This is a genomic window from Halovenus marina, assembly GCF_051414115.1.
GTDB classification, from domain to species: Archaea; Halobacteriota; Halobacteria; order Halobacteriales; family Haloarculaceae; genus Halovenus; species Halovenus marina.
Map to the genome: position 1 here is coordinate 923228 of NZ_JBLKNZ010000001.1, position 26582 is coordinate 949809.

The 26582-nt window shown below is 62.5% G+C and carries 29 protein-coding genes and 1 tRNA gene; 13 read left to right on the forward strand and 17 right to left on the reverse strand.

Annotated elements, in window-relative coordinates; all coding sequences use genetic code 11:
* The first annotated feature begins 30 nt into the window (after positions 1-30).
* From ACMGFL_RS04685 to ACMGFL_RS04715, 7 genes are all read left to right on the forward strand, one after another.
* Complete coding sequence (locus tag ACMGFL_RS04685; protein ID WP_436936418.1) at positions 31-429, forward strand: TRAM domain-containing protein; 399 nt, start codon at positions 31-33, stop codon at positions 427-429.
* Between the two features lie 222 nt (positions 430-651).
* A complete protein-coding gene (locus ACMGFL_RS04690) occupies positions 652-897 on the forward strand; it encodes a DUF7123 family protein (RefSeq protein WP_436934376.1) in 246 nt (81 codons plus the stop codon).
* Positions 898-978: 81 nt separating this feature from the next.
* Positions 979-1674 carry a flagellin gene (locus tag ACMGFL_RS04695; RefSeq protein WP_436934377.1) on the forward strand — a complete coding sequence of 232 codons (696 nt, stop codon included), beginning with the start codon at positions 979-981 and terminating at the stop codon, positions 1672-1674.
* Positions 1675-1751: 77 nt separating this feature from the next.
* Positions 1752-2705 carry a 1,4-dihydroxy-2-naphthoate polyprenyltransferase gene (locus tag ACMGFL_RS04700; protein ID WP_436934378.1) on the forward strand — a complete coding sequence of 318 codons (954 nt, stop codon included), beginning with the start codon at positions 1752-1754 and terminating at the stop codon, positions 2703-2705.
* A 1-nt stretch (position 2706) separates the two neighbouring features.
* Positions 2707-3741, forward strand: coding sequence for an o-succinylbenzoate synthase (menC, locus tag ACMGFL_RS04705; protein WP_436934379.1), 1035 nt, complete (start codon positions 2707-2709; stop codon positions 3739-3741).
* The gene (locus tag ACMGFL_RS04710) at positions 3738-5285 is read left to right on the forward strand and encodes a class I adenylate-forming enzyme family protein (protein WP_436934380.1); all 1548 of its coding nucleotides are present in this window, start codon (positions 3738-3740) and stop codon (positions 5283-5285) included. Before menC ends, ACMGFL_RS04710 begins: the two co-directional genes overlap by 4 nt.
* Positions 5286-5332: 47 nt before the next feature.
* The gene (locus tag ACMGFL_RS04715; RefSeq protein WP_436934381.1) at positions 5333-6061 is read left to right on the forward strand and encodes an NRDE family protein; all 729 of its coding nucleotides are present in this window, start codon (positions 5333-5335) and stop codon (positions 6059-6061) included.
* 66 nt (positions 6062-6127) lie between these two features.
* On the opposite strand, the gene ACMGFL_RS04720 is transcribed toward ACMGFL_RS04715, so the two are convergent.
* Positions 6128-7450 carry a methyl-accepting chemotaxis protein gene (locus ACMGFL_RS04720; protein ID WP_436934382.1) on the reverse strand — a complete coding sequence of 441 codons (1323 nt, stop codon included), beginning with the start codon at positions 7448-7450 and terminating at the stop codon, positions 6128-6130.
* A gap of 172 nt (positions 7451-7622) precedes the next feature.
* On the opposite strand from ACMGFL_RS04720, the gene ACMGFL_RS04725 reads away from it, so the two are divergent.
* Both ACMGFL_RS04725 and ACMGFL_RS04730 read left to right on the forward strand, forming a co-directional pair.
* On the forward strand, positions 7623-10670 hold the full coding sequence (locus ACMGFL_RS04725; RefSeq protein WP_436934383.1) for an oligosaccharyl transferase, archaeosortase A system-associated: 3048 nt from the start codon (positions 7623-7625) through the stop codon (positions 10668-10670).
* Positions 10671-10857: 187 nt separating this feature from the next.
* On the forward strand, positions 10858-11880 hold the full coding sequence (locus ACMGFL_RS04730) for a DUF7973 family transport facilitator (protein WP_436934384.1): 1023 nt from the start codon (positions 10858-10860) through the stop codon (positions 11878-11880).
* A 28-nt stretch (positions 11881-11908) separates the two neighbouring features.
* Here the strand turns inward: ACMGFL_RS04730 and ACMGFL_RS04735 are convergent, their stop codons facing one another.
* From ACMGFL_RS04735 to ACMGFL_RS04760, 6 genes are all read right to left on the reverse strand, one after another.
* A complete protein-coding gene (locus tag ACMGFL_RS04735) occupies positions 11909-12052 on the reverse strand; it encodes a hypothetical protein (RefSeq protein WP_436934385.1) in 144 nt (47 codons plus the stop codon).
* A gap of 90 nt (positions 12053-12142) precedes the next feature.
* A tRNA-Trp gene (locus tag ACMGFL_RS04740) sits at positions 12143-12320 on the reverse strand.
* A 64-nt stretch (positions 12321-12384) separates the two neighbouring features.
* Positions 12385-12615, reverse strand: coding sequence for a DUF5795 family protein (locus ACMGFL_RS04745; protein WP_436934386.1), 231 nt, complete (start codon positions 12613-12615; stop codon positions 12385-12387).
* Positions 12616-12682: 67 nt separating this feature from the next.
* Positions 12683-13576 carry a DUF5794 domain-containing protein gene (locus ACMGFL_RS04750; RefSeq protein WP_436934387.1) on the reverse strand — a complete coding sequence of 298 codons (894 nt, stop codon included), beginning with the start codon at positions 13574-13576 and terminating at the stop codon, positions 12683-12685.
* A gap of 404 nt (positions 13577-13980) precedes the next feature.
* Positions 13981-14262 carry a DUF7577 domain-containing protein gene (locus ACMGFL_RS04755; protein ID WP_436934388.1) on the reverse strand — a complete coding sequence of 94 codons (282 nt, stop codon included), beginning with the start codon at positions 14260-14262 and terminating at the stop codon, positions 13981-13983.
* Positions 14263-14332: 70 nt separating this feature from the next.
* On the reverse strand, positions 14333-16162 hold the full coding sequence (locus ACMGFL_RS04760) for an FAD-binding protein (protein ID WP_436934389.1): 1830 nt from the start codon (positions 16160-16162) through the stop codon (positions 14333-14335).
* Positions 16163-16379: 217 nt separating this feature from the next.
* Between ACMGFL_RS04760 and ACMGFL_RS04765 the strand changes: the two genes are divergently transcribed.
* Entirely contained in the window at positions 16380-17315 is a 936-nt protein-coding gene (locus ACMGFL_RS04765) for a hypothetical protein (RefSeq protein ID WP_436934390.1), read from the forward strand.
* Between the two features lie 24 nt (positions 17316-17339).
* Here the strand turns inward: ACMGFL_RS04765 and ACMGFL_RS04770 are convergent, their stop codons facing one another.
* The 4 genes from ACMGFL_RS04770 to ACMGFL_RS04785 form a co-directional block, all read right to left on the reverse strand.
* Positions 17340-18206, reverse strand: a complete 867-nt coding sequence (locus ACMGFL_RS04770; protein WP_436934391.1) for a succinate dehydrogenase/fumarate reductase iron-sulfur subunit — start codon at positions 18204-18206, stop codon at positions 17340-17342.
* 3 nt (positions 18207-18209) lie between these two features.
* Complete coding sequence (locus ACMGFL_RS04775; RefSeq protein ID WP_436934392.1) at positions 18210-18575, reverse strand: succinate dehydrogenase/fumarate reductase transmembrane subunit; 366 nt, start codon at positions 18573-18575, stop codon at positions 18210-18212.
* Positions 18575-18997: a succinate dehydrogenase, cytochrome b556 subunit gene (gene sdhC, locus ACMGFL_RS04780; RefSeq protein WP_436934393.1), complete on the reverse strand. Its 423-nt coding sequence runs from the start codon at positions 18995-18997 to the stop codon at positions 18575-18577. The genes ACMGFL_RS04775 and sdhC overlap by 1 nt, the downstream gene beginning before the upstream one ends.
* Before the next feature lie 78 nt (positions 18998-19075).
* On the reverse strand, positions 19076-19201 hold the full coding sequence (locus ACMGFL_RS04785) for a hypothetical protein (RefSeq protein WP_436934394.1): 126 nt from the start codon (positions 19199-19201) through the stop codon (positions 19076-19078).
* Between the two features lie 156 nt (positions 19202-19357).
* On the opposite strand from ACMGFL_RS04785, the gene ACMGFL_RS04790 reads away from it, so the two are divergent.
* Together ACMGFL_RS04790 and ACMGFL_RS04795 are read left to right on the forward strand one after the other, a co-directional pair.
* Complete coding sequence (locus ACMGFL_RS04790) at positions 19358-19633, forward strand: DUF433 domain-containing protein (RefSeq protein WP_436934395.1); 276 nt, start codon at positions 19358-19360, stop codon at positions 19631-19633.
* 1 nt (position 19634) lies between these two features.
* Positions 19635-19997: a DUF5615 family PIN-like protein gene (locus ACMGFL_RS04795; protein WP_436934396.1), complete on the forward strand. Its 363-nt coding sequence runs from the start codon at positions 19635-19637 to the stop codon at positions 19995-19997.
* Positions 19998-20259: 262 nt separating this feature from the next.
* Here the strand turns inward: ACMGFL_RS04795 and ACMGFL_RS04800 are convergent, their stop codons facing one another.
* From ACMGFL_RS04800 to ACMGFL_RS04815, 4 genes are all read right to left on the reverse strand, one after another.
* On the reverse strand, positions 20260-21621 hold the full coding sequence (locus ACMGFL_RS04800; protein WP_436934397.1) for an NAD(P)/FAD-dependent oxidoreductase: 1362 nt from the start codon (positions 21619-21621) through the stop codon (positions 20260-20262).
* A gap of 99 nt (positions 21622-21720) precedes the next feature.
* Positions 21721-23388 carry a tRNA uridine(34) 5-carboxymethylaminomethyl modification radical SAM/GNAT enzyme Elp3 gene (locus tag ACMGFL_RS04805; protein ID WP_436934398.1) on the reverse strand — a complete coding sequence of 556 codons (1668 nt, stop codon included), beginning with the start codon at positions 23386-23388 and terminating at the stop codon, positions 21721-21723.
* Between the two features lie 74 nt (positions 23389-23462).
* Positions 23463-24143 carry an RAD55 family ATPase gene (locus tag ACMGFL_RS04810; protein ID WP_436934399.1) on the reverse strand — a complete coding sequence of 227 codons (681 nt, stop codon included), beginning with the start codon at positions 24141-24143 and terminating at the stop codon, positions 23463-23465.
* Positions 24133-24711, reverse strand: coding sequence for a HalX domain-containing protein (locus ACMGFL_RS04815; protein WP_436934400.1), 579 nt, complete (start codon positions 24709-24711; stop codon positions 24133-24135). Before ACMGFL_RS04815 ends, ACMGFL_RS04810 begins: the two co-directional genes overlap by 11 nt.
* A gap of 199 nt (positions 24712-24910) precedes the next feature.
* Between ACMGFL_RS04815 and ACMGFL_RS04820 the strand changes: the two genes are divergently transcribed.
* Positions 24911-25489 carry an MBL fold metallo-hydrolase gene (locus ACMGFL_RS04820; RefSeq protein ID WP_436934401.1) on the forward strand — a complete coding sequence of 193 codons (579 nt, stop codon included), beginning with the start codon at positions 24911-24913 and terminating at the stop codon, positions 25487-25489.
* Between the two features lie 18 nt (positions 25490-25507).
* On the opposite strand, the gene ACMGFL_RS04825 is transcribed toward ACMGFL_RS04820, so the two are convergent.
* Complete coding sequence (locus ACMGFL_RS04825) at positions 25508-26314, reverse strand: ATPase (protein WP_436934402.1); 807 nt, start codon at positions 26312-26314, stop codon at positions 25508-25510.
* Positions 26311-26580, reverse strand: a complete 270-nt coding sequence (locus tag ACMGFL_RS04830; protein ID WP_436934403.1) for a DUF5827 family protein — start codon at positions 26578-26580, stop codon at positions 26311-26313. Before ACMGFL_RS04830 ends, ACMGFL_RS04825 begins: the two co-directional genes overlap by 4 nt.
* Positions 26581-26582 lie beyond the last annotated feature (2 nt).

The following is a 26582-nucleotide window of genomic DNA, read 5'->3' on the forward strand; positions in this document are numbered from 1 at the left end:
ACTCGTTTGACACGCACGGAGGCCGATACTGTGGAACTCTCGAATCGATTGCTCTGTCTGTTCAGTGCGGACGTGTCCGAACAGGAGGATCGCTACGTCGTGGAAATCCCCGCACGGGAGATCGAAACTGGTTCGGTCACGCCCGGCGACACCTACCGGGTCGCGTTGCTCGCTACCGAGGACGACTCTGCCGAAAGCGACGCGGCCGACCAGACGCCACCCGACGAACCCCAACCCCCCGTCGAACCCGGCGAGATCCGCTACGTCGAAATCGAGGATCTTGGCAAGCAAGGCGACGGGATCGCTCGCGTCGAACGGGGTTACGTGATCATCGTCCCGGAGACCGATGTCGGCGAGCGCGTAAAAATCGAGATCGTCGAGGTCAAATCGAACTTCGCCGTCGGCGAGATCATCGAATCCGAGACGTGACCGTTTCGTCAGGGTCGCATTTCCCCGCTGTACCACGACGACCGGCCGAAGACGACTGTTTTGCCGATTTCGCCGTCTCCTGTCCGGTCCAGCGACCCATACGGGGGCGAATAGATCGCACTTGTCTTACGATCCCCGCTCTCAGGGCCTGAAACTCCCACGTAGCCGCCGTTAACCGTCTGTACCAAACGCCCTTTACTTGTAGACGTCCTTTACTCTCGTATGAGTACAACGGCGACGGCAGGCGGGGAACTCACACTCTCGGACAAACAGCAACAGATCCTGGCGTACCTTCGCGAGCACGCCGACGAACAGACCTACTTCAAATCACGGCTCATCGCTGATGAACTCGACCTCTCCGCGAAGGAGGTCGGAACCAACATGACGGCCATCGCCGAGGGTGAGTTCGACATCACCGTCGAGAAGTGGGGCTACTCGTCGAGTACGACCTGGATGGTGACTGCCTGATTGTCTGCACCCGACAGCTCGCAGTATCCCGAGCGATAATCGGCGACAGCGTTCATTACCCCCGGCCCCCAACGGCCTGCAGTGGCAGGTCGCTGTTCCCCCCGTCCCCCACGACGTTCGCACGCTTCCCCCGACGAGACCGTCTCGTCGCCCGTTTCTGATTCGGCCGCTTCGCAATCTCGTGAGTGGACCGTCCCGCGGTCTCGCGGACAGGTCGCAATCGGGACGCTCGTGCTGTTTATCGCAGCCATCCTCATCGCGGCGGCGACCGTCGGTGTGCTCTTTGACGTGACTGGCGTTTTGCAGGGCCAGACTGCCTCGACCAGCACGGAGAGTTCCGCGCAGTTGACTGACCGACTCGACGTGGTCGCGGTCACCGGAAACAACATCTCTGCGACGGAACCACACACCATCCGGGAAGTGAACGTCATCATCACGCAGGCCGGAGGGAGCGGCGACGTCGACCTGACGAACGTGACCGCCCAGTGGTACGGCCCCGACGACAGCTACAACCTGTTGAGCGACAGGGCTGGCGGCCCCGGCGACCAGACGTTCACTACGGCGGCGCTCGACGACCCCGAGGGTACCTTTCCGGTGCTCACGAGCCCAGAGCAGCGCTTCACTCTGCGATTCGAACCCGGAACGGCGTTCGGATCGAGTGGACTCACGGCGGGTGAACGGGTGCGCATTCAACTGACCGCGCAGTCCAGATCGAGCAAGACGGTTCGCTTCACCGTCCCGCAATCGCTGAGCGGTCGCTCGTCGGTGACGCTGTAGCGGCCTTTTGTGTCTGCCCCGATTGGCTCCGGTCACCGATCGTAGTCGCTTTGGGGCTTCCGACCGAAGTGACGGTAATGCCAGCCACCGCTGAGATCTCTCGCACGCAGGCGTGGCTGATCGCGGCGCGCCCGCAGACCCTTCCGGCGGGTGCTGCGCCGGTCATCATCGGGATCGGCCTCGCGGCCGCAGACGGCGTCTTCGCGCCGCTGCCAGCCGTCGGCGCGCTCGTCGGCGCGCTCCTGATTCAGGTCGGGACGAACTTCGCGAACGACTACTACGATGCGAAACACGGCGCGGACACCGACGAGCGCGAGGGGTTCACCCGCGTGACAGCCGGTGGACTCATCCAGCCACGGCAGGTCCGTGCCGCGATGACCGCCACCTACGCACTCGCGCTCGTCGTCGGCGTCTATCTGGTCTACGTCGGCGGCGTTCCAATCGTCGTCGTCGGCCTCTCAAGTATCCTCGCTGGCCTGCTGTACACTGGCGGCCCGTACCCGTACGGCTACTACGGTCTCGGTGACCTGTTCGTGTTCGTCTACTTCGGTCTCGTCGCCGTCACGGGAACCTACTACGTCCAGGCTGTGACTGCACTCGGCATCGACCCGCTTTCGGTCAGTGTGGCACCCGACGCAATCACCGCAGGTGCGGTGCTCGCCGGTGCCGGTGCTGGCGCGCTCGCGACGACCATCCTTGTGGTCAACAACATCCGCGACCTGGAGACGGACCGGGAGGCGGGCAAGCGAACCCTCGCGGTCATGCTCGGCTATCGCTTCTCCCGTGTCGAGTTCTGCGCGCTGATCGCACTCGCCTACGCAGTTCCAGTCGCGCTCGTCGTCGGCTTCGATCACTCCCCTGCCGTTCTCGCGACCTGGCTGTCCGCGCCGCTTGCCGCGCTGGTCGCTCGGACGGTGCTGACACGAACCGACGGCGACGCGCTCAACCCTGCACTGGAGCGCACCGGCCAGTTGCTTGCGCTGTATGCACTGCTCTTTGCTGGCGGCGTCGCCCTGTCGGGGGTGCTGTGACGTGGTCGATATCGCTCCGTTTCAGGTGCGTCTTCGAACGCCCATAGACACTGCTCACGGCCCGATCGAGAGCAGACGGGGGTTTCTCGTCGCCGTCGAGCACGAGGGCGAAACGGGTGTCGGCGAGGCAACGCCGCTGGGGGGCTGGACGGAGTCCTACACGGAGTGTGAAGAGGCATTGAACCGCGCTCAGACCGTCGCTCGTCATCTCGACTGGGGGATCGCACTCGCGCGCACGAACGCGCCCGCCGCACGACACGGACTCTCGCTCGCGTTCTCCGTGGCACGGGCACGAAGTGAAGACGCTCCACTGTACCGGTCGCTCGGGCGCGACGAGCGCGTCGAGCGCGTCCCGGTCAACGGAACGGTCGGCGCAAACGGATCTCCGGACGTGACCGCAACTGCCGCCACGGAATTGGTCGGCGCTGGCCACGACTGTCTCAAACTCAAGGTCGGAACGAACGGCGTGGAGACGGATCTCGAACGCATCCGGGCGGTGCGAAATGCTGTCGGCGACGGCGTGACACTCCGGGTTGACGCAAACGGTGCATGGGCGCGCTCGGAAGCAGAACGGGCGATTTCCGGGCTTGCGGCGCTCGATGTCGCGTACGTCGAACAGCCCCTCCCGGCCGACAATCTCGATGGGCTCTCCGCGCTGCGCGACCACGGCGTGGGTATCGCCGTCGACGAGTCGCTCGTCGCTCACGATATCGAGACTGTACTCGAACACGGGGCGGCAGACGTCGTCGTACTGAAGCCGATGGTCCTCAGCGGGCCGGACGTGGCCGTCGAGACAGCACGAACCGCCAGGGCGGCGGGAGTCGAGCCAGTCGTCTCGACGACTATCGACGCCGTCGTTGCCCGAACGGCGGCCGTCCACGCCGCCGCGGCAATCCCCGATGTGTTACCCTGCGGACTCGCGACCGGACAGTTCCTCGAAACAGACCTCGCACCCGACCCTGCACCCGTCGAGAACGGCTCGGTTCGCGTTCCACAGACCGCAGGGCTCGGGGTCGACCAGTCCCACGTGCTATGACCGGACGCTGGCCGACCCGCGCTCCGCTCGCAGACCGCGCCGAGCGGACGCCAGACCGGACCGCGATTGTCGACACCCAACACGAGGGTCGGTGGACGTTCGGACAACTCGATGTGGTCGTCGACGACGTTGCCAGTCAGCTAGCGGAACGGCTTGACCGACCCGAATCCGCCCGGATCGGTTGTCTGCTGAATCAGTCGATCGAAACGGTCGTCGTCGTCCACGCCGCGATGCGTCTCGGCGCGACGCTGGTCCCGATGGACCCTGGCCTGACCGAGGAGAAACGCACGATGCGGATCGAACGCACCGGTCTGGATCTTCTGACCCGTGCGCGAGCGCCCGAGACGAACGCCGACGGTCGGTCACTCCTCGTCTCGCGGCCCGACATGGGGCACGGTGCTGACGACACTCCACGGCGCGAACTGGCGCTTTCGATCCCAACCGAACCCCCCCGTTCGAGTGCGAACCACTCGTCTGAGTCGGCCGAACTACCTGAGACCGAGCCAGCCGAACTCGGCCGTGACGACACCGTCCTCGTTCTGTTCACGTCTGGAACGACTGGCGATCCGAAAGGTGTCAGGCTGACGCTCGGGAACCTCTTTGCGAGTGCGACCGCCTCGGCCTTTCGCCTCGGTGTCGACCCCGACGACCGCTGGCTCGACTGTCTTCCGCCGTATCACATGGGCGGGCTGGCACCCATCTTCCGGACGGCGCTCTACGGAACGACGCTCGTCCTCCAGCCATCCTTCGGAGCCGAGACGACCGCACGCGTGATCGACGAGTACGACGTGACGGGGGTCTCACTCGTCCCGACCCAGTTGACGCGGATGCTGGACGCTGGCTGGTCGCCTGCGGCGGCGCTCGATACGGTGTTGCTCGGCGGCGCACCGGCCTCGCGGGAACTTATCCAGCGTGCGCTCGACCGGTCGGTGCCGGTCTGTCCGACCTACGGGCTGACCGAAACCGCCTCGCAGGTCGCCACCGCGCTACCCGAGACTGCACGCGACCTCCCGGAGTCAGTCGGACAGCCACTCGTCTGCACGGACGTGACGATTCTCGACGGCTCCGAACCGGTCGACGGGGCCGAGACTGGCGAACTCGTCGTCAACGGGCCGACGGTGACGCCCGGCTATCTCGACGACGGGCGAACCGAGCAGGCGTTCTGTGCACACGGTCTGCGAACCGGCGATGTCGGCTGGCGGGACGAGGTGGGGCGTCTCTACGTTCTCGGGCGGCGCGACGAGCTGATCCAGACCGGCGGCGAACTCGTCGCTCCGGCGGAGGTTGCCGAGGCGCTCGGAGCACACGACAGCGTGCAGGACGCCGCCGTCGTGGGAGTCGACGACCGGGAGTGGGGCGAACGCGTCGCGGCACTGGTCGTCACCGACGGCACTGTCAGCATCGACAGCCTCCGGGACCACTGCCGGGAGCGGCTGGCCGGATTCAAGCGACCAAAGGTGATTGTTCTGACCGACACTATTCCACGGACGCAGTCCGGCACCGTCGACAGGGAGGCGGTTCGGGTGGTTATCGCGGAGTCGTAGCGACAACAGCCGGTCGGGTTTTATCCGGCGAACGCGTAGGAGGACCCGTGTGCACGCTCGTCTTCGCGTATCAGGTGTTCGAGGCAGAGATAGTGGCCGCCACGAACCGCGACGAACGGCTCGACCGGCCCGCCGAGCCGCCAGCCGTGCGCGACTGGGAATCCCGTGTGCTCGCCCCGAAGGATATCGAGGCTGAGGGCACGTGGCTCGGCGTCAACGAACACGGCGTCTTCGTCGCACTCACGAACCGCTGGGCGGACAGGGAGGGCGAGCGCTCACGAGGGCTGCTCGTCAGGGACGCGCTCTGCTACGAGAGCGCAGACGCGGCGACGCGGTTCGTCGAGCGGGAACTCGCAACTGACGCATACGCTGGCTGTAACCTCGTCGTCGCAGACAAGGCGAGCGCGTTGCTCGTCGAGTTCGACGGCACGACGACGGTCCGACCGCTTCGCTCGGGCGTTCACGTGGTTGTCAACGTGGGTGCCGACGGCGACTACACGGTCCCGCCCGAACGCGAGTCGGCGGGCAGACAGCAAGCGGAGAACGCGAACGCGGTGCGTGCAGCCTTGCAGCCAGAACCTGGCGAGACTGACAGGGAGTGGCTCGACCGCGCGGCAGCCGTTATCGCTGACCACGAATACGGCGTCTGTGTTCACGGCGACGGCTTTGGCACGCGCTCGTCGACCCTGCTATCGGTCGGCCCGGACGGAACGACGATGGAGTACGCTGACGGGCCGCCGTGTTCGACACCGTACGACCATCGAATGCAGTTGTGAAACTGACCGAAGTATCGACGACCCACCTGTGAGATTCGACCCAGCTGGTGTGCTAACGACGCTCGCTTAGAGGTCACTTTGAATATCGAGTTGGTTCATCTCGTCAACTTCCGCGCTGATCTGACGAATCATCTCTGTCTGTTGTGTATTTGCGGTCGCGATAGCTTCGGCTTCGGTAGCGACTTGCTCGAAGTCGGTTGCCGTCTCGTCAACCATGCTCGCAATTTCTTCCGTGCTCGCAGCCTGGTCGTCGGTCGCATCAGCGACTTCGGCCACACCGTTTGAGACCTCGTCGACGACAGTTGCGATGTTTTTGAACGTTTTCCCTGACTGCTGGACTTTTTCAGCCCCGTCTTGCAGAACTTCATTAGTTCGATCGAGGCTTTCGACGGTCTCTGTCGTGTCTTCTCGAACTGTTTCGACGATTTCTTCGATCTCTGACGCGCGCTTTTGCGATTCCTCTGCGAGGCTTTTCACCTCATCGGCGACGACTGCAAATCCGTCCCCTGCTTCCCCTGCGCGCGCGGCCTCAATCGAGGCGTTGAGCGCGAGCATATTCGTCTGGTCAGCGATATCGTTGATCACGTCGACCAGTTCATCGATCTGTTGGATACTTTCGTCGAGATTACGGATATCTTGAGTTACACTCTCGGCTGCTGCCTCAAGGTCGTCCATGATCTCGATTGTCTGTTCTGCTTGTTCTTCGCCAATCTCCGCCTCTTCGCGTGCGTCCTGACTGATCGATTTGACCTGATCGGCGGTCGCCGCGATCTCTTCGACGGTGGCGCTGAGCGATGAAACCTCCTCGGCGACCTCGGTGACGGACTCCAGTTGGTCGTTGGCCTGCGAACTGATCTCCTGTGAACCCTGGGCGACATCCTCCGCTGCAGACTGTAACTCGTCGACCGCAGATTTGATGCTCTGACTCGCTGTTTTCTGTGCTGTGATGTCACGAAATGTCTCGCTGATAGCCACGACATCGCCATGCCGGTCGTGGATCGGCCTCACGACGAGTTCTGTCGGGATAACACGGCCGCCGTAGCTTTCTTTTCGCACTTCGACACGGATTTCGTCCTGACCCTCATCGACGATCTGGTTGAGTGTACAGTTGTCTGTTCCACACACTTCTGGATTACAGAACTGGTCGTAGCACTTGACCATCTCACTCTCTTCTGCGTCGACACCGCCCATCTGTTTCATCTGGTCGTTCTCGAGAACGACGTTGAAGTTCAGATCGAGAATCCGCATCGCTGTACCGGTAGATTCCATGACTTGGCGTAGATTGTTCGTGAGGACATCCCACAGTTCGTCTTCCGGAAGTTCCTTACCGCCGAATATCTCCTGGGAGAAGTCAGTTCCTGCGGTCGAACCCTGATCTGTCTGTGCCATATGACTCGATCTCCCCCGGAATCGCTTATATTTTTCACAAAATCCCACAATACTGTGATTGTAGGACGGGATCGAGGAGACATTAGAGAGACCGGCCACCGGTGTCTGAGAGAAGTGAGGGTTCTGACGGATTACATAAGGCTTATGCGCGCACTGGGTTTGACTCCACCTAATGAGCAACTGGCGGGACTCCGATGAGTTCGAGGCGCAGTCCGTCGCGGAATGGGTTGAGCAGTACTATCACTATCCCGTACTGCTTGCACTCATTCTGTTCGCGTTCGTGAATCGAGTCATCAACTGGTCCAACTACGTCGTCGACGGAACCTACTTCTTCCGCGGGAACGACCCATACTACCATCTCATCCAGACTGAGTACACTGTCTCGCACTTTCCGTTCACGATGCCGTTCGACCCGGGGACGTACTTCCCGTACGGCACCAGCACGGGCCAGTTCGGCACGCTGTTCGACCAGGTAATCGCCTTCGGCGCGCTGGTTATTGGACTGGGCAGCCCGAGCGAAGAACTCGTCCGGCGGGTGTTTTTCTTTGCACCACCCGTTTTCATCATCCCGATCAGTATCGTCGCCTATCTCATCGGGCAGCGCCTCGGCGGCCGGTTCGGTGGACTCGTCAGCGCTGGCGTCGTCGCCTTCGCCCCAGACCGATTGCTACAGGTCAGCGTCATCGGCAGCACACAACACGAAGTCGCGGAACCACTGCTGATGGGGCTTGGCGTTCTCGGAATTATGGTCGCACTGACCGTCGCCGAGCGCGAAAAGCCGGTGTACGAACTCGTCGTCGCACGCGAATTCGGCGCACTCCGGGAGACCATCGGCTGGTCGCTGCTCGCTGGCGTCGCCATCGCCCTGTATCTGTGGGTGTGGCCACCCGGTGTCTTCCTCTATGGTATCCTTGGCGCGTTTTTCGTCGTTCACCTCAGCATCGAGCACATCCGCGGGCGGAGCCCCGAACACGCCTCCTTCGTCGGCGTGGTCGCACTCACGACCGCTGGCTTACTTCAGCTTCCGTTCATCCAGACGCTCTCGTTCAGTTCCGTCCAGCGCTCGCCCGTGCAGGTCGGGCTGGCGCTCGGTGTCGTCGCCGGAATTGTCTTTCTGGCGTGGCTCTCACGCCTGGTCGAACGCCGGAACCTCTCACCGTTCGTCTATCCCGGCGCAGTCGCCGGATCCATCCTCCTCGCGTTCGGGGTGATGGCGCTTGCGTTGCCGGGTGTCCTCGACTTCTTCATCAGCGAAGTCGACCGCGTACTTGGATTCATCACCTCACCCGGCACTGCAGCTGGAACCATCGGAGAGGCTCAGCCCGCTGACCTGGGCGACCTGCAGGATTCGTACAAACTGGCCGGGTACACCGCGGTCGCTGGCGCGGCGCTTCTGCTTGCAAAGCAGTTTTTCGACGAGGAGCCACGCGGTGAACAGTTGCTGATCGTCATCTGGGGTGCGTTCATCCTCGCGGCGACGCTGACCCAGATGCGCTTCGAGTACTACATGACACTCATCGTCGGTGGCCTCAACGCCGCGCTTGTGGGCTATATCCTCGACCTGATCCGCCCTTCGGAGCGCTCGCTGGACATCCAGTCGTACCACGTGTTTACCGTCACTGCCATCCTGCTGCTGTTGTTCGTCCCGATGGTGCTGTTTTCGCCGACTGCCATCGCGTACGCAGACGATATAAGTCGACCCGGCGAGAGTGCCCAGTGGAGCGAGGGCCTGGAATGGATGGAAGGCAACACGCCCGACCCCGGACTGTACGGCAACCCCGACGGTGACCAGTTCGACATGGACGGGACCTACAAGGTGACAGACGACTTCGACTACCCGGATGGGACGTATGGGGTGTTATCGTGGTGGGACTACGGCCACTACATCACCAGCGATGCCGAACGGATACCGACTGCGAACCCCTTCCAGCAGGGTGTGCGACCGGCAGCCGACTTCCTGCTCGCCCAAAACGAGTCGGAGGCGATGGACGTGCTCTCGGAGATAGACGAGAGCGACAATGCACAGGCGCAGTACGTCATGGTTGACTGGAAGATGGTAAACACTGACGCGTTCAGACCCGTGAACGGGAAGTTCTTCGCGCCGCCGGACTTCCACGACGAGTTCGAGCGCTCGGACTTCTACACTCGGGTCATCGACGAGGGTCTGGCACAGGACCGCGGCATCATCAGTGCGACGTCGACGATGCTGCACAAACAGCCCTACTACAACTCGATGATGACGCGACTGTACAAGTATCACGGCAGCGCACAGCAACCGCGGCCGTACGTCGTCGAGTGGCAGGGGGCTGAACGACAACTCAACGAGGATGAGACGTTCGTCACCTCCTCTGGACCGTCGATCCAGTTCTACGACTCACTGCGTGCAGCCCAGCAGGCCGTCGAAAACAGCAGTTCCGCGCAACTCGGCGGCTTCGGGCCGTATCCAGCAGAGCGAGTCCCTGCACTCGAACACTTCCGACTCGTTCACATGAGTAATCTGACCGCACTGGCGGGCGGCGAAGGATTCGACTTCCAGCGGACGGTGCAGAACAACCAACTCGGTTCACGTCTCGTCCAGCAGTTGCCACAGTACAACGGAACGAGCCCGCAGGCGGCGGCACAGGACTTCATGTACGGGACTGACCCGGCCTGGACGAAGACGTTCGAGCGAGTCCCCGGTGCGACCATCGAGGGGACTGCCCCGGCGAACAGAAGCGTCCTGTTGACCGTCGAACTGAAACCCGAAAACGGTCAACAGTTCACGTACACCCAGAGCGTCGATGTCGGCGAAGACGGACAGTTCAGCACGACAGTGCCATACGCGACGACCGGAGACGACGAGTACGGTGTCGAGGAAGGGTACACGGATTCGACGGTCGAGGCCCAAACCCCCTACCGGCTGTCCGCACCCGGTGTCAACGACGAGGGCAACCAGACCTTCTTCGTCGGCGAGGTGAACGTGACCGAAGGACAGGTGCTCGGCGAGGAGTCGGGACCGGACCCGGTCGACCTCGAACCCATCGGGGAGTCGGACCTGATCGATACTGGTGACGACGGAAGCGACAACGGATCTGATGGAAGTGACAGCGGATCTGATGGAAGTGACAGCGGATCTGATGGAAGCGACTCCAGTTCGGAGAGCGAAAGCGTCGATGGCACGGCTGGCCCACAGCCCCAACTCACCTGGACTGAGCGACAGTTTGCCGCTGGCGCGGGCTGACACCGGTAACTGCTTTTAGCCATACGGACTTGGATGCGATGCCTGACTCTTTGCGGACGAACTCGGAGTGCGTGTCTGATCGAACGGACAACGCCAGTACTATGACCCGTCTCGACGCAACACCGGATATGTGTGAGTGCGAACGAGTTATCGGTCGAGGCGGAACCGATCCCCGAGAGGTGAGCCGATGGTAGCGCTGACCGTCGAGGTGTTGCTCGCTGGCATCGGCGGCGGCATGCTCGGTGCAGCGATTGGTGCACTCCCCGCGTTGAGTCTCGCAGGGTTCGTCGTGATTGTCGGCGAAGCGACGGCGCTGGTCGATGTGACGCACTTCGAGGGGACAGCCGCGGCGACGGCGCTCGATGCTGGTGGGTTGACCGCGGCGGTCGGACTCGGTCCGGCGCTTGGCCCACACGCCGCGTTCGCTGGCGGTGCCGCTGCTGCGGCGTATCTCGGTCGCCGCGAGATGTTCGACACGCGCTTTCGGTATCACCCCGCGAAGAGCATCGCCAAGCCGCTCGGAAGCGACCCCGCTGTGTTGATCGTCGGCGGCGTGTTCGGAGCGCTCGGCGTCGGGGTCGCTGGTCTCGCCGCGGAGGCTGACCTCCCCGTCGATCCGATCTTTCTCGCCGTCGTCGTCTCGGCGTTCGTTCACCGAATCGCCTTCGGCTACAAGTTCCTCGGGCGACTCGACGGCGACATCCTCGATATGTCCCGGCATGAGGAGCGGTGGGGCGAACGCGACACCGCACAGGCGACTGAGGGTCGCCAGCGCGTCGAACCCTGGCAACCAGATCACTACGAGTGGGCGAACGTAGCTGTCCTCGGTGCGGGTGTGGGACTCGTCTCGGGGTACATCGCGCTCGCCTCTGGAAGCCCGTTTCTCGCCTTCGGCGTGACTGCGGCGTCGCTTGCCTTTCTCGCGCTCGGTCTCTACGATGTGCCAGTCACGCACCACATGGCACTCCCGGCGAGCATCGCTGCGCTCGCCGTTTTCTCAGGTGATCCCGCAGTTGCCATCGCTGTCGGAGGTGTCTTCGGCGTCATCGGTGGACTCCTCGGTGAACTCGCCCAGCGAGTCGTCTATGCCCATGGCGACACGCACGTCGACCCTGCCGCTGTCTCTATCGTTCTGACGAGTCTACTCGTCGTTATGTTGGTAGCCGCGGGCGTTCTCGACGCTGGCCCGGTTCCGTATCCGACACTGTAGCCGTACGCTCGTCTGTTCGACGAACGCGCTACTGATTGCTCTCAGATCGAAAAATCTGTCCCGGCGGTGCTGGCCAGCCATCGCCGGAACGCGCTGCCTGAACTGCGGTGCCAATTGTCAGGTGCAGTGCGACGGTCATTCCCGCCGGAAGCCCAGCGTGGTCGGACTTCATATGTTTGTTATTGTCTCACACACTTAACTCTTTGTGTCATTTTTTACAGGCGTACAACTAAGAAACGATGGGATAGTATTAAGAACGGTATGGGCTCGGAGGGATTTGAACCCCCGATCGGCTGATATCTCCGGTGTGTGCCTCGGTACCCCAGAGGGTCATCAACACGACCGGTGATCAGCCGGTCGCTCAGTATATCAGCTGGGATGTCGTCACCGAGCACGTTGCCTCTGGAGTCAGCCGCCTTCCCGGACTAGGCCACGAGCCCGCACCCGGGTATTTGGCGATTCGCCCTAAATGGATTTCGATCAGGCGTCGCGGCCCGTGAACTGTCACTCGTCCCGGTCCGTCTCACTCCAGTCACAGTCCTGGCACTTCCAGCCCGTGACAAAGGCGAGCGCGGAGGGCATGTATCCAACTTCGAGTACGTCACCGCCACACTCCGGGCAGTCGCGGTCGGCATCCGTAATCGGCTCTGCGTCCATCACGTCCTCGCCCTCGATGAGTTCGGCGAGACGTACTGGTGTGACCATCCGCCCCTGCACGACGCGGTTTTCGCTCATAGAGGCGTTTGGGGATCGACTTCCCTAAGCGTTCGCGTTGCGCGTCACGGTCATACAGCCAGTAGTATCAGAACCACGGCGGTCTATCCTTGGTGTCGGTTCCGGATCCGTCCGTTTCGGCGGGCGGCGCTTCTTCGAGCGGCTCATCACCGTGTGCGGAGTCGTCGGGACCCGAAAGTGCGGTCGTGATGTCGATGTCGTCAGGGTGGTAGTGCCTGTGCCGTTCTCGAATCTGTCCCGGGTCGAAGGAGAGCAGCGTCGTCACGGCCAGTGCGCCGAGTGCCACTGGGGCGTTTTCGGGAAAGAGACCGAGCACCGACAGGGCGAGCACACCGAGCGCGACGGCGCTGCCGAACCGGAATCGGTCGATATCGACCGCGTTTCGGAGCCACGGGCTCGCCAGCGCAACCGTCAACGCGAAGCCGACGCCGATGAGTCCTGCAGCGGCCGCACGCGCGATCAGTTCGGGGTCGGTCTGGACAGACACCGACAGTCCCGACGGCGAGAGGCTGGCGATCAGCCCGAACACGACGATGATGCCCGGGCCGGGGATGTACTCACCGATGCGTGCGCTGGCGGTACTCGCGGCAATCGAGAGGATCACCAGCGCGGCGAAGCGCTCGAACACGACCATATCGAGCACGCTCGCGATGGTCGGAGCGAGCGCGGCCTGCACGGCCGCGCCAAGTACCAGAACCACACCGATGGTGAGGACGATTTTGGCCTGCTGTCGCGGGGGATGATCCAGTTCGGCGAGGATGACCGCGACCATCGCGCTGCCGCCGAATACGAGCAGTCCGACTTCGACAATTCCGGCGATACTGTCGAGGGCGTCCGCGAGCACCAGCGCGGCGAAGACGCCGTCGATCAGCGGCAACAGCATGACGACGGCGAGCAGCGCCGCCGAAGAGCCGACCCACTCCTCGATGGTGAGTGCGACTGGGTGTTGTGAGCTACTCATCGGGCGTCAGGGGTGGCCGTCTCCCGTGGCCGATGGGTGGTGTGACAGGCGCCGATACTGCCGTAACAGGAACTGCATCGGCTTCACACGCTCTGTGAACTCCGAAAATGTATTCCCCATCGAGGCTGTGTCTGCACGCTGCGCTGCACTACACGTCTGTCGCACACTGCGTCCGCCGATGGGGGTAGCGGAGTTCATACTGTATAATTATGTATAATGGGGTAAAATACTTGTGTGAGATACGAACACACGGAACACGTATCGTGTGAAAATTTGACGATCTGCGGTACGCCCGTCCACTGAACGTGATGGTAGTGATCGAATGGTGGTTGATATGCGAAAAAGTGGACGATACTCTCGTGGGTCTCGGTTCTGACGTTCGTCCGTGTGCCAGTTGCGCTCGTCTAGAGTGTCCGACGTCCCTGCACGCCCGACGAATCGTTTCCCAGCGAGAGCTGGGCTGGCAGTTCGTTTACGCAGTTCCGGCAGTACCGGTATTCGATGTCGTTCTCGGTGTTACAGCGAGGACACCGAACACCATCCTCGGGCGCGGATGCTTCCTGAGCACGGACGCTGTACTCCCCATCGAACCGGAGCCACCCTCGCTTGACGAGTGCGTACGTGACCACGAAGATGTGAACCAGCAGCAAGACGCTGAGCACCCCGATGACCCAGTCAGGGCTCATGTGTCCCACTACTCACTGCAATAGATTAACCGTTTTGGCGCTTGACGCCGACACGGAGGGAACAGGTCGGTCAGTAGGACCGCTCTTTTGGCTCGTAGGTCTGCTCGTCGCCTTCGAGGATGACCGGTTTGTAATAGAGGTTCGGTGTCCCATCGTTCCAGGCGAGCATCGTGTGTTTGAGCCAGTTTTCGTCGTCGCGCTCCTGGTACTGTTTGCGCCAGTGTGCGCCGCGGAACTCCTCGCGTGCGAGCGCGCCGAGTGCGATCGCCTCGGCGTTGTCGAGGATGTTGCGCGTCTCGATGGTGTGGATCAGGTCGGTGTTGTACGTCCGGGAGGGGTCTTCGACACCGACCTTTCGATACTGCTTGCGCGCCTTGTGGATGTCACGCAGTGCCTGCTTCAGGTTCGACTCCTCGCGGAACACGTTGACGTTTTCGGTCATCGTCTCTTGCACTTCCGCTCGAACGTCTGCGTGGTTGATCCCGTCTCGTTCGAGCAGCGTCTCGACGCGCTCGCGCTCGGCATCGACGGCCGATTCGAGCACTGCCTCCGGTGTGGCAACTGCGCCGCCGTCGGCGACCACTGGGTCCGTCGAGTCGTCGACGTTTCCGGGTTCGACCGGCGTCTCGACCGATCCGTCCTCGTGTTGTGCGCCCGGACCGGTCGGGATTCGCGGCTCCCCGAGGTCCTCGCCAGCGGCGTGTCGCCCGGCACGGGCACCGAACACGAGCAGTTCCGGCAGCGCGTTCCCGCCAAGGCGGTTCGACCCGTGCATCGAGACACAGGCACATTCGCCCGCCGCGTACAGGCCGTCGATGCAGGTTTCGCCGTGCTCGTCGACTTCGAGTCCGCCCATCTGGTAGTGCTGGCCGGGCTTGACCGGCATCGGCTTTTCGAGGCCGTCCACGCCCTCGAAGTCCTCGGCCAGATGCAGGATGTTCTCCAGTCGGTCGATGATGCGCTCCTCGCCGAGATGGCGCATGTCGAGATGGACGTACTCGTCGTTGATCCCTCGTCCTTCGTTCACCTCCGTCAGTTCCGCTCGCGAGACGACGTCCCGAGAGGCGAGTTCCCCCTCGTTGTTCGCGTAGCCGTACTCGAACATGAACCGCTCCTCCTCGTCGTTGTAGAGGATTCCGCCCTCGCCGCGAACGCCCTCGGAGATGAGCACGCCCGTCGAGGGAAGCGTCGTCGGGTGGAACTGGACGAACTCCATGTCCTCCAGTGGGACGCCAGCGCGGTAGGCGATGGCCTGCCCGTCGCCGCTGTTTGCGACCGCGTTGGTCGTGTGGTCGAACGCCTGTCCGTTGCCGCCTGTGGCGAGGATGACGCCGTCGCGCGCGTGGAAGCCCGCGATTTCCCCAGTCTTGATCTCGTAAGCGACGACGCCGTGGCACTCACGCTCTGCGGGGTCGTCGTGGTCGGTCACCGCCGCGCGAGTGACGTACCACTCCTCGTAGACCTCGATCCCCCGTTTGACCACCTGCTCGTACATCGTGTGCAGGAGGTGATGGCCGGTCTCCGCGCCTGCGTAGGTCGTCCGGGGGTGTGAGAGCCCGCCGAATGGACGCTGGGAGACGGTGCCGTCGTCCTCGCGCGAGAACGGCATCCCCCAGTGTTCGAGTTGGATGACCTCCTCGGGGGCTTGCTTGGCGAACGTGTCGATTGCTGGCGCGTCCCCCAGGTAGTCCGAGCCTTTCATCGTGTCGTAGGCGTGGAGTTCCCACGAGTCCTCCTCGTGCAGGGCCGCGTTGATCCCACCCTCTGCGGCACCTGTGTGACTCCGAACCGGATGGAGCTTGGTCACGAGGGCGACGTCCGCTCCCTCTTCGTGTGCTGCAATCGCCGCACGGAGGCCAGCGCCGCCAGCGCCGACCACGATAACATCGTGTTCGTACATAGTTTGTGTCTGAGCCGTCAGCGGGAAGCCGTTACGAATCCTGAAATCGCAGCAGTCAGCCACCGTGACGGGATCCCGACTCTGTCCGACTATTGGAACGGGCAAGAATAAATGGATCGAAGCAACACACGGTTTCCGCGACCACCTCATCCTGTCAACACACCTAATAATCCACCAACTTACTTAATGTATCGACGGGAAATACGATAGCAGTGAAATGACAGACCAGCACACGGACGAGACTGACGGGGACACAGAGCAAACAGACGAGGGCAACGGGGGGGATCCGCTCGCCGCAGTCGGTGCGGGTTCGTCGGAGTCATCGTCCGACGCAGAGACGGACGCCGAGCAATCGGCCGAGTCGCCGACCGATTCGGACGAAGCAGAGACTGATGAAGGCGGGAGCGACGACGGCTCAGCAGTTGTCGATTCGTCCGAGACCGAGAGAGACGGAGCGGCGTCCTCCGAACGAGCGGACGACCAGCGCGACGCCGCCGAAGAACCGGCAGACAACTCCGGTGACGATGTTGCCTCAGCGGAAGCGGTCGAACAGAGTGTCAAACTCGAACAGAAGGCGGCCCGTCTGGACCAGCGCGAGCGCGGCCTCGACGACAGGGCGCGCGAACTCGACGAGCGCGAGCAGAGCCTCGACGAGCGCGCGCGGGAACTCGACGAACGCCGCGAAGCGCTCGACACGCGACGCGACGAACTCGACACGTGGGAGTCGGAACTCGACGACCGCGAACAGAACCTCGACGACCGTGAGGTGGCGATCCAAGAGCAAGAGCGCGAACTCGAATCCTGGGAGAGCGACCTCGAACGAAAGGAGGGCGTACTTCGGGAGTACGTCGGCACCCAGATCGAAGGTCTCGAGGAGGAGGTCGCGCAGAACGTCGAGGGGTCGGTGTGGACGGCACTCGACGAGTACAGGACAGAGCAGGGATCGGGCCGACTGGGGGTCACCGGCGGAATGCTGGTCTCACTGCTCGGCGTCGCACTCGTCTCCGCAGGGGTGGCAAACGGCGTCGCGATGGCTGCCGACGGGGGCGTTCCGACAGCGCTCGCGAGCGACGCAGGAAATATCGCCGTTACCGCCGCGTTCGCGCTCGTCGGTCTCGGTCTCGCGCTCTCTGCTGCGGTCGACCGACTGTGATCGCTCGCGGCAAACCGCCTGCAGTTACCAGAATTTCAGGTTGTTCTTGACCGCTTCGCGTTTGAGTTCCTGGATGTGCTCTGTGAGTGGAATGTCTTTCGGGCAGACTTCGGTACAGGAAAACTGGGTCTGACACCGCCAGACGCCGTTCTCCTGATCGATGATCCGGAGCCGTTCTTTCTTCCGGTCAGTCCCCTCGCGTTCGTCCATCGCAAACCGGTAGGCTTTGTTTATCGCCGCCGGGCCGAGATACTCGTTCTGTCCGGCCGCGATGTTACACGAGGACATGCACGCGCCACACCAGATACACCGCGTCGAGAGCTTGACCTTCTCGCGATTTCCGGGGGTCTGGCGCTGCTCTTCGAGTTCGCCGTCAGGGAGATCGTCGGGGTCGAAGTACGGTTCGACCGCGTCCATCTGGTCGTAGAAGTGTTGCATGTCGACGACCAGGTCCTTGACGACGTCCTGGTGCGGGAGCGGTTCGACCCGGATCGGCCAGTCGAGATCGATCATCTGCGTCTTGCAGGCCAGACGCTGTCTCCCGTTGATAAAGAGCGCGTCTGACCCACAGACGGCCTGTCGACAGGAGTGCCGGAAAGTGAGCGAGGAGTCGTAGGTGTCCCGCGAATAGATGAGCGCGTCGAGGACGGTCATCCCCTCGTGGAAGGGGACGGTGAAGTTGTCGAAGCGTGGCTCTTCTTTCCCCTCGACTTCCGGGTCGTACCGGAAAATCTTCAGCGTGACCGTCTCCTCGGCCGCTTTGAGTTCCTCCTTGAGCCGCTCCTGTCGCTCCGCCTCGCGGATCTGCTTTGCCTCGCGGCGGCGCTCCTGCGGGCTCGTTTCGGCGGTCTGTTCTTCGGTTTCGTCTTGCTGTTCGAGTTGCGTGCTCATTGTTCAGAACATCGGTGACATCGCGACCGCGACGCGGGTTCCCTGAACGACCAGTGCGATACTTGCAGCGACCAGCACGGCAGCGACAACCTTTCGCTTCGTGCCCGAAAGGCCCATGTTGATCAGCCCGTTGTAGACGCCGTTGACCCCGTGGAACGTGGCCGTGATCAGAAACAGCCACATCGTGAGGAAGTAGCCGATATTGTCCATCCGAGCCTGGGTCCCCATGAAGGATATCTCGGCGGCGTGGTTGACAAAGTGCAGGAGGACGAAGTGGAATGCGAGTGCGCCGATGAGAAAGACCGCCGTGACCCGCTGGAGGAGCCACCGCCAGCCGCGCCGGTTGAACGAGGAGTAGTGTTCAGCCACTAGAGTACACCTCCGAGGAAGGTCGGGATGCTCGCGACAGTGATCGCACCTGTCAGCACCAGCGAGATGTAGAAGCTCTTGTCCTGTACCTCCAGTCCGATCCCGAGATCAACGAACAGGAGTCTGATCCCGTTGAGAATGTGGAACACGGCGACGGCGAGCAACCCGACTTCGAGGAAGCGAACGATAAGCAGTTCTTCGAGGCCCTGGAGCGTACTCGTGTAGAAATCTCCCTGGGACAGCACTGCCTCGCTTCCGGGATCGACGCCGATCGATGTACTGAGAACGGCGATATGTGTAAAGAGGTAGCCGATGAGGATCCAGCCGGTCAGCTTGTGGAAGATCCACGCCCACATCCCGGCCGAGAATTCGCGCCACCGACCGAAATCCTCGACGGTGCCCCGGTCGTATGATTGGCTCATATGTGTGGAGCGTAGGAGTGAGAGCAAATAGTACTTCCGAAACCGCCGGTTCCCACCGCCGCAATCGCCGTCTCCTCATCACTCGACGAATTCGATCACTTCGGCACACACCGGACACTCGTACTCCCCGTCGGTGCGGACGAGGTCATCGTCTGCTCCAGTCCACCCACAGTCCGGACAGAGAACGGCGTCGCGTTCGGACATGTTCTGCCATTCTGCGGACAGCCCTATCAATATGTGGATGTCCTGGCGGGGATTTCTTCTTTCCCGCGGCCGGTACTCCGAGGGTTGGTGGAAGTGAAGCGGGCGCGTTGGAGCTACGCCAAAGACGTATAAACGAAGGCGACCCTACACGACTGTATGACGATCACTCGTGACGACGACGTGCTCGGTGGGGAGCCCCGCATCGGCGAGACGAGAGTCGGCGTCCGTCACGTAGCCGCGCGAGTGATAGATAGTGGTCAATCGCCTGCGTACGTCGCTGCTCAGCCCGATCTCTCTCTCGCAGAAGTCTACGAGGCACTCTCGTACTACTACGATCACGTCGATGAGATGCGCGATCTCGAACGAGAAAACGAAGACGCGTTCGAGCGCGTCCGTGAGTCCTCGCTGAAGCCAAAAGAGACTATCCAGTGACTTGGGATCGGGTTCTTCTGGACGAACACGTCGGTCGGATCTTCGAGCGACTGCTCTCCGAACGCGGATACGACTCGTTCAAGCGAAAGACCAGTTCGGAGAACACACGAACGATGTCGAACTCCTCCAGTGGTGTGCAAATGAGACAGTTGTCCTGCTCACGAACAACGCCAAGGATTTCGAACCGCTTCACCGAACTCACGACCATGCGGGAATGCTGCTGTACTACGACCAGAAACTCCCCGACAACGACCCCGAAGGGCTTGCTCGAACAGTAGATGAGGTCTTCAATCAGTACGGCTCGACGGATATCGAGAACGAACTCGTCGATCTCGACGAGTGGTACGACTGGCTCCACGAGTGACTGCGCGAACGAAAGTGTACGCCCGGAACACTAACGACCAGCATCATCCCAAGCGGCGTGCTCCGGTCAGCTGGCTAACCCTCGTGCCGGGCGGGTTCCGTATGGAACCGTGACGGGATTGCCCGTCGGCACTGTCGCGTGCCCGGGTTCACCGCGCTGTCATCGCACCCATCCGGGTTCGCTCGGGCGGGGACTGAGGCACGCAGTCGTTCTACCCGGTGACGACGCAAGAACCCTTCGAGTCCCCTGATTCGACCGGTCACTACAGTCGCTGGTAGTCGGATTCCCGAAACTGGACGTAGTTATCGCCCTCGAACTGGCGTTTCGTCTGCTTGTACTGTCTGACGAGTCGCACGCCGGTCAGTCCCGACCGGAGCATACTCGTGACGTTGTACGCGCCGCGATTGACCAGCTTTTCTGTCGCCCCGAACGTGCGGTCCCAGTCCGACGGCCCGTAGTCCTCGACAAGTTTCGCCATCGTGACGTTTCGCCGGAACTCCGTCCCGAGCGCGTCCTTCCACGCCTCGTTGTACCGGTCGAGTTCGCCTGTCGCCGCAAGCTTGCCCGCGAGTTTGCCGGTCCGGACCGCCACGTGGTCGCCGCCCTCGTGAAAGGCCGAGGTTCCGCCCATCGCCCCGCCGACGACAGCGATGCCCGCCGCAGTGGGCGATTCGATCGGTCGCGTCGAGGAGATGGCGTAGGTCTCTGTGCCGCCGCGCTTTCCCCGGTCTTCGACCAACGGGAAGTCCTCGAGGTCGTACTCGGGATACTCTCGCTTGAGCAGGCGCTCGATATACTCTGTTCCGCGGGGGATCTGTTCGTCGTCCTCGGAGAGCAACGCCCACTGTTTCGGGTCGTAGTCGTCGATGTCCAGTCCGATTGGCATCGTCAGACCGACGCGGGCGACCCGGCCGTCGTTGGGAAACACCCACGGATAGGCCGTGTGCCCGGGCATGATCCCCCACCAGAACTTCAGTCGGTGTGGCTCGTAGATATCCGCCGGTATCTCCCGGTGTTCCTGATAGGCGATGTGGTTGACCCGTGATGGGTCGAGCACGTCCGCAATCGTCCGGTCGGGTGCAGTGAACTGGTCGAGTGTCTCGTTGGTGACGGTTCGCTGTGGCCCGTCCGCGAGCACGAGATAGTCACTCACGATTTCCTCGCCGTTCGAGAGCGTCAGCGTGTGGGTGTGTCCGTCCGAGCGGTCGGTTTCGACGCCGACCACGGTATCACCGACGCGGTAGGTTGCTCCGGCGGCCTCTGCTCGCTCGCGCAGCCAGTCGTCGAAGGCCGCGCGGTCGAACGCGAACCCGAAGTGTGGATAGGACGCGTCGATCCCGGTTTCGTCTATCGACAGCGTCTCCGAGGGGCCGATGAAATCCGCGCCGTCGAGATTCCGGAGGATGATCTCCTCCGGAATCTCGTCGGGTTCGAACTCCATCAGGTCGACCCAGTAATCGAGGATTCCGGCCGCGTCCGTCGAGTCCGGTCCAGGTTCGTCCCGGTCGGCGCGGGGAACACCCTTTTCGAGGACGAGGGCGCTGGCACCGTGTTCTGCGGCCTTCCAGCCCGCACACGTCCCGGCAGGGCCGCCGCCGACGACCGCGATGTCGACTCGCTCCATACGAAATTGACTCTCGCCCGGCGGTTAAATACCCTGCTATCGGATCGTCGGATGTGCCGTGCGACAGCGCGTTCAGAAGCGTCGCTTGCTGGCCAGTTCTCACGAGAGTCGCTTGCTGACGTAGGGGCCGTCCTGACGGTAACCGAGTTTCTCACGGTAGTACTCCCGGACGCCGATGCCGCTGAGCACGGCGAGTTTCTCGAAGCCAGCGTCGACAGCGAGTTCCTCGGCGTGCGTGAGCAGTTCCTCCCCGTATCCCCGGTGCTGGTGTTCCCCGCCGGTCGGGCCGACGGTGTCGCTCGCCGCCTGCCCGACGCCGACCTGATTGCCGTAGACGTGCAGTTCCCGGACGAGTGCCGCCCGGTCGAGTTCCGGCCGCACTGGGTCGTTCGGGAAGCGAAGCCGACAGAAGCCCACGAGCAAGTCGCGCTCGAAGTCCTCGATGCTGATGAAATGCTCCGTCCCGCCAGCAACCTCGTAGGTCTGTACCTCCCGTTCGAGTGTCTTCGGTTCCTCGTCGTTGTGTCCCACCTCGCGACAGCGGATGCACTCACACTCCCGGTCGTCCATGCGCTGGCGGGCGAGTTGTCTGAGGTTCGACTTCCAGACGCCCCCTTCGATGAAATCCGCGGGGATGTCACGCTGGACGCGCTGGAGGCGGGTGTACCGTGGGATCATCGATTTGATTTCGGCGACGAGTTCCGCGGCCTCCTCGTTGTCGAGTGGCTCGAACTCCCCGCGATGCCACCAGTCGTAGGTCGCCGTCCCCTCGACGACAAGCGTCGGATATATCTTCAGGTAGTCCGGTCGCCACTCGCTTCGCTCGAAGATGCGCCGGAAGTCCTCCAGACACATCTCCTTGGACATCCCCGGCTGTCCCGGCATCATGTGAAAGCCGACCTTGAACCCCGCGTCGCGGAGCCGTCGGTTGGCGTCGATAGACTCCTGCACCCCATGACCGCGGTGCATTTCGCGGTTGATCCGCTCGTAGGTGGTCTGGACGCCCACCTCGACTTTCGTTCCGCCGAGACGAAGCATCCGGTCGATCTGTTCCGGACCACACCAGTCGGGTTTCGTCTCGAAGGTGGTGGCGATGTTCCGGATATCCCCCGTCTCGTTTTCCGCGATGACGTCTTCGAGATACCGGAACTCGTACTCGTCGGGGTCCTGTGCGAAACTCACGCCCTCTGCGGGTTCGGGTTCCTTCTCGACGTCGTAGTCGTTCATCGCTTCGAGCGCGCGCTTGACGAACCACTCCTGGTAGTCGTGGCTCCGGGCGGTCATCGTTCCGCCCATCAGGATGAGTTCCACTTTGTCGATAGGGTGACCGATCTCTCTGAGCTGTTCGAGGCGGAGGCGAACCTGCCCGTAGGGGTCGTAGTCGTTCTGTTCGCCGCGTGCGGCCGCTGGCTCGTGACCCGTGTAACTCTGGGCGCTGGAAAACTCCGAATCCGGGCCGCCCGGGCAGTACAGACACTTCCCGTGGGGACACCGCTCGGGCGAGGTCATGATCGCAACCGGCGAGACGCCGGAGGCGGTTCGAACTGGCTTGCGCTGCACCACGGGGATCAACTCGTCACGCTTCGACTCTGGGGCGTAATCGAGCAGATCCGAGTTCTGTGGGACCTTGGGCGCGGAGTACTTTCCGCAGACCTCCTTCTTTGCGGCTTCGAGGTCGTCGCGTTCGATGTCACCGGCGAGGATGCGGTCGATAAGCTCCTGACAGACCTGCTCGAACGTCTCCGAGTCGCCGGTGTCGGTACTCACACGTCATAGTACTCGCTGTCGTGAATAAGCCCATCGGTAGCTGTCGAGTCACTTCCTCGGGAATACGCTGCTCGTTAGAGTTCGACCCAGTCGGATGGCCGTGGATGCAGGCCGCCGATCCGTGCCTCGCGGATCCCGTCTTCCTCGCGGAGTTCGATGACCCCGTCGAAGGCCTGCTTGAGGATCTGCAGCGTCTGTTCGTCGTGTGCCGATGAGTCGATGGTGAACACGCCGAGAAAGCCCGCGGAATCCAGTCGCGAGGACAGTACGTGACAGAACTTGAACACCGTCTCCGTGTCCGAGTAGGTGATCATCGTCGAGAGCGACATGAGCGCGAGTCGGCCGTCGTCGAGGCCAGCGTTGTGCAAGCGCTCGAAGCTTTTCGTGATCCCGATGCCGATACCGGTGAGGTCCGACGGGGATGCCACGCGGTGGAGGAAGGTTCCGTTGTCGAGTTCGGACTCCTCGCGCCCGCCCTCCGCCCGGCAGTCCATCACCGCGAGTTGATGCGGTGCGATGTCGTCGTGGCGCTCGCGAAGCTGGTCTGCGAGTGTCGCCGCCGCACCGTCAGTCGTCATCGCGACGGCCGCCTCCTTCTGTCGGGTTCCGTCTGCGAGGATGTCGAGCGCGATAGCATCTTTACCGGTCATCGGCGGGCCGGTGACGAGGATGCTCGACCCGGGTCTGATCGACGCGGCCTCTTCGACATCGAACACTGCCGAGAGGTCGTACATGTCTTCAGTTTTATTTTGCATTACCGATCCCCCTGATCGTTGCGATGAAGTCCTCGTCGTCTTCGATGCCACCGAGCGTGTCTGACAGCTTATTTCGGAGCGTACCGATACGGTCGGTGAGCCGTTGATACTCTTCGTTCGTCTCGAGTTCTGACCGGGACTTCGTCGCCTCCAGTGTCGCCTGCTTCTCGACGAGTGAGTAGTACTCCTGCAGCAAGGAGTCGTACTCGGAGCGTTCGAGCAGATTTCGAACTGTCTCGCGAAGCTGGTCGGCCTCGACTGGCTTGGTCAGGTACGCGTCGAAACCCATCTCCAGAATGTCGAAGTCGGGTTCGACTGCGGTGACCATCGCAACCCGGCAATCGAGCCCCTGCTCGCGGATCCGTTCGAGCACCTCGTCGCCCGACAGCCCGGGCATCTTCCGGTCGAGCAACACGACGTCCACCGATTCGTCGAGCAGTTCGATCCCCTCGTCCCCATCTGCTGCCATACGCAGGTCGTACTCCTCGTCGAGCCACAGACGATACGTCTGGGCAATCTCTTGCTCGTCCTCGACGATGAGCACGACAGGTTCGTCAGTCCCTGTCATTGATGGTTGTTCGTTTTGGTTCGATATACATAGCCCTGTGGGTCGGAGATGGATCGAGCGCCACGCTCTCCGACGTTCGTACATGTTTTTTCCATTATCTCGCTATCTCTGCGACACTCGTCGGTCGCTATTTGTTCGACATCCCCAAGCTACGTCTGCAATCGACATCCCCAAGCCACACCGACACGTACCCCGGAGCATGATTCACAGTCTCGCCGCGGACGTGCAAGCGTTCACCAGCAACGTCTTTCTCGTCGAGGGTGACCGAACCGCGCTCGTCGACGTCGGCAACGACTTCGACATCCTCGGCCGGATCGACGACCACGTGGACGCCATCGACGCGGTGGTTCTCACGCACACCCACCCGGACCATATTGGCACGCTCGATACCGTCCTCGACGCGTTCGACGTGGACGTCTGGGGGTACGATCCGTCTCACGACGCTGTCGACCGAGAACTCGTCGACGGTGAGACCGTCGCAATCGGTGACGGGGACTACGAGATCATTCACACGCCGGGGCACAAGAACGACCACGTCTGTCTGTACGACCCACAGGAGGGAATCGTCTTCGTTGGCGACCTCGTGTTCGCAAACGGCGGGTTCGGCCGCACCGACCTGGAGGAGGGGAACCGCCAGCAACTCATCGAGAGCATCACCCGACTGCTCGATACCCTCGACGACTCCCTCACGGAACTCCACCCCGGACACGGCCCGAGCGTCACCACCAACCCGCGGCAGGACGTCGAACTCGCGCTGCAAGCCGCCAAGATGCGATAGCCGTCGCCCGTGTAGTATTTACCAGCCCGCGACGTCCAGCAGTCTCGTGTACGCATCCCCGTACGCGTCCGAGACCTGCTCCGGGTCAGACCGAACCTGCTCGGGAAGTGCCGGGAGTTCGACGGTCGCGACCGGGTCGATCAGATCCATCACCGAGGGGACGCGCTCTTCGAGACTCCCCTCGAACGTGCCCGCGGTTCCCGTCGCCAGCGAACAGCCCTGATAGAATCGCTCGCCGTCGACGATCCGAACCTGTCCCGGGTCGAGCACGGCGACCACGTCCGGGTCGAGTCCGTCTATGGGGCGGGCCACGTTCGCGTACGACTCGACGACCGCCCGGTCAGCGGTTCCGATCGATTCTGCGAGCGATTCGAGCACCGGCAGATACGCCCGCTGGATCGCCTCGTTGAGTGCTTCGGTCGTCTCGACTGGGATTGCGTCTTCGACGGGGAGGTTCTCCCGCACCATCGACGGAAGCTCCACGGTCGCGTTGCGGACGTAGCGGTCGCCGACTCTGTCGAGGACGAAATCCCGGTCGTCCTGTCCGAGTAGCCCGGTTCTGCCCGGCGTGGGTCGCCAGAGCCGATGGATCGCGTTGATATCCTCGGGCTTGCGGGAATCTGGACTCGCCGCCGCGAGTCGCCAGGCGTCCTTGCCGTGGAGTCGTCCATCGCGCGTGGTCGACCGAACCTGCTCGTGGTGGTGCCAGTGGTCGTTGCCCGCGCGGGGTTTGAATCCGACCGCGCCGGTACGAGCGAGCAACCCGGTCGAGAATGTCGTCTTGCCCGCGTCGATACGGGTGTCGCTGACGACGAGAATGCTCATGGCTCCGCGAGGCCGTAGTACCCCGGTTCGTCGTCGGCTTCCGGTTCGGCGAACACGAAGGCGTCGGCGTGAAACAGCACCCACGGAATCGCCCAGTCCAGCAGGATGTTCTCCGTGGGTCGGTCCATCTCCATGTCGGCGTCGAGTCCCTGGAGGAGACGGGCAATCTCGTAGATCGTGTACAGTTTGTCGCCGTCGAGTACCTCCTCCGGGGTGCGAAATTCGAGCGGACGGAGGTCCGAAACCGTGTCTCGGTCGATTGGCATAC

What these genes read in the sequence shown, in the direction of transcription:
- ACMGFL_RS04825 (WP_436934402.1), bottom strand. Translation starts at nt 26,314, where the DNA reads ATGAGCATTCTCGTCGTCAGCGACACCCGTATCGACGCGGGCAAGACG.
- ACMGFL_RS04735 (WP_436934385.1), bottom strand. Translation starts at nt 12,052, where the DNA reads ATGAAGTCCGACCACGCTGGGCTTCCGGCGGGAATGACCGTCGCACTG.
- ACMGFL_RS04830 (WP_436934403.1), bottom strand. Translation starts at nt 26,580, where the DNA reads ATGCCAATCGACCGAGACACGGTTTCGGACCTCCGTCCGCTCGAATTT.
- ACMGFL_RS04690 (WP_436934376.1), top strand. Translation starts at nt 652, where the DNA reads ATGAGTACAACGGCGACGGCAGGCGGGGAACTCACACTCTCGGACAAA.
- ACMGFL_RS04765 (WP_436934390.1), top strand. Translation starts at nt 16,380, where the DNA reads ATGACAGACCAGCACACGGACGAGACTGACGGGGACACAGAGCAAACA.
- ACMGFL_RS04720 (WP_436934382.1), bottom strand. Translation starts at nt 7,450, where the DNA reads ATGGCACAGACAGATCAGGGTTCGACCGCAGGAACTGACTTCTCCCAG.
- ACMGFL_RS04790 (WP_436934395.1), top strand. Translation starts at nt 19,358, where the DNA reads ATGACGATCACTCGTGACGACGACGTGCTCGGTGGGGAGCCCCGCATC.
- ACMGFL_RS04815 (WP_436934400.1), bottom strand. Translation starts at nt 24,711, where the DNA reads ATGACAGGGACTGACGAACCTGTCGTGCTCATCGTCGAGGACGAGCAA.
- ACMGFL_RS04725 (WP_436934383.1), top strand. Translation starts at nt 7,623, where the DNA reads ATGAGCAACTGGCGGGACTCCGATGAGTTCGAGGCGCAGTCCGTCGCG.
- ACMGFL_RS04770 (WP_436934391.1), bottom strand. Translation starts at nt 18,206, where the DNA reads ATGAGCACGCAACTCGAACAGCAAGACGAAACCGAAGAACAGACCGCC.
- ACMGFL_RS04700 (WP_436934378.1), top strand. Translation starts at nt 1,752, where the DNA reads ATGCCAGCCACCGCTGAGATCTCTCGCACGCAGGCGTGGCTGATCGCG.
- ACMGFL_RS04785 (WP_436934394.1), bottom strand. Translation starts at nt 19,201, where the DNA reads ATGTCCGAACGCGACGCCGTTCTCTGTCCGGACTGTGGGTGGACTGGA.
- ACMGFL_RS04810 (WP_436934399.1), bottom strand. Translation starts at nt 24,143, where the DNA reads ATGCAAAATAAAACTGAAGACATGTACGACCTCTCGGCAGTGTTCGAT.
- ACMGFL_RS04755 (WP_436934388.1), bottom strand. Translation starts at nt 14,262, where the DNA reads ATGAGCCCTGACTGGGTCATCGGGGTGCTCAGCGTCTTGCTGCTGGTT.
- ACMGFL_RS04750 (WP_436934387.1), bottom strand. Translation starts at nt 13,576, where the DNA reads ATGAGTAGCTCACAACACCCAGTCGCACTCACCATCGAGGAGTGGGTC.
- ACMGFL_RS04710 (WP_436934380.1), top strand. Translation starts at nt 3,738, where the DNA reads ATGACCGGACGCTGGCCGACCCGCGCTCCGCTCGCAGACCGCGCCGAG.
- ACMGFL_RS04760 (WP_436934389.1), bottom strand. Translation starts at nt 16,162, where the DNA reads ATGTACGAACACGATGTTATCGTGGTCGGCGCTGGCGGCGCTGGCCTC.
- ACMGFL_RS04730 (WP_436934384.1), top strand. Translation starts at nt 10,858, where the DNA reads ATGGTAGCGCTGACCGTCGAGGTGTTGCTCGCTGGCATCGGCGGCGGC.
- ACMGFL_RS04820 (WP_436934401.1), top strand. Translation starts at nt 24,911, where the DNA reads ATGATTCACAGTCTCGCCGCGGACGTGCAAGCGTTCACCAGCAACGTC.
- ACMGFL_RS04745 (WP_436934386.1), bottom strand. Translation starts at nt 12,615, where the DNA reads ATGAGCGAAAACCGCGTCGTGCAGGGGCGGATGGTCACACCAGTACGT.
- ACMGFL_RS04800 (WP_436934397.1), bottom strand. Translation starts at nt 21,621, where the DNA reads ATGGAGCGAGTCGACATCGCGGTCGTCGGCGGCGGCCCTGCCGGGACG.
- sdhC (WP_436934393.1), bottom strand. Translation starts at nt 18,997, where the DNA reads ATGAGCCAATCATACGACCGGGGCACCGTCGAGGATTTCGGTCGGTGG.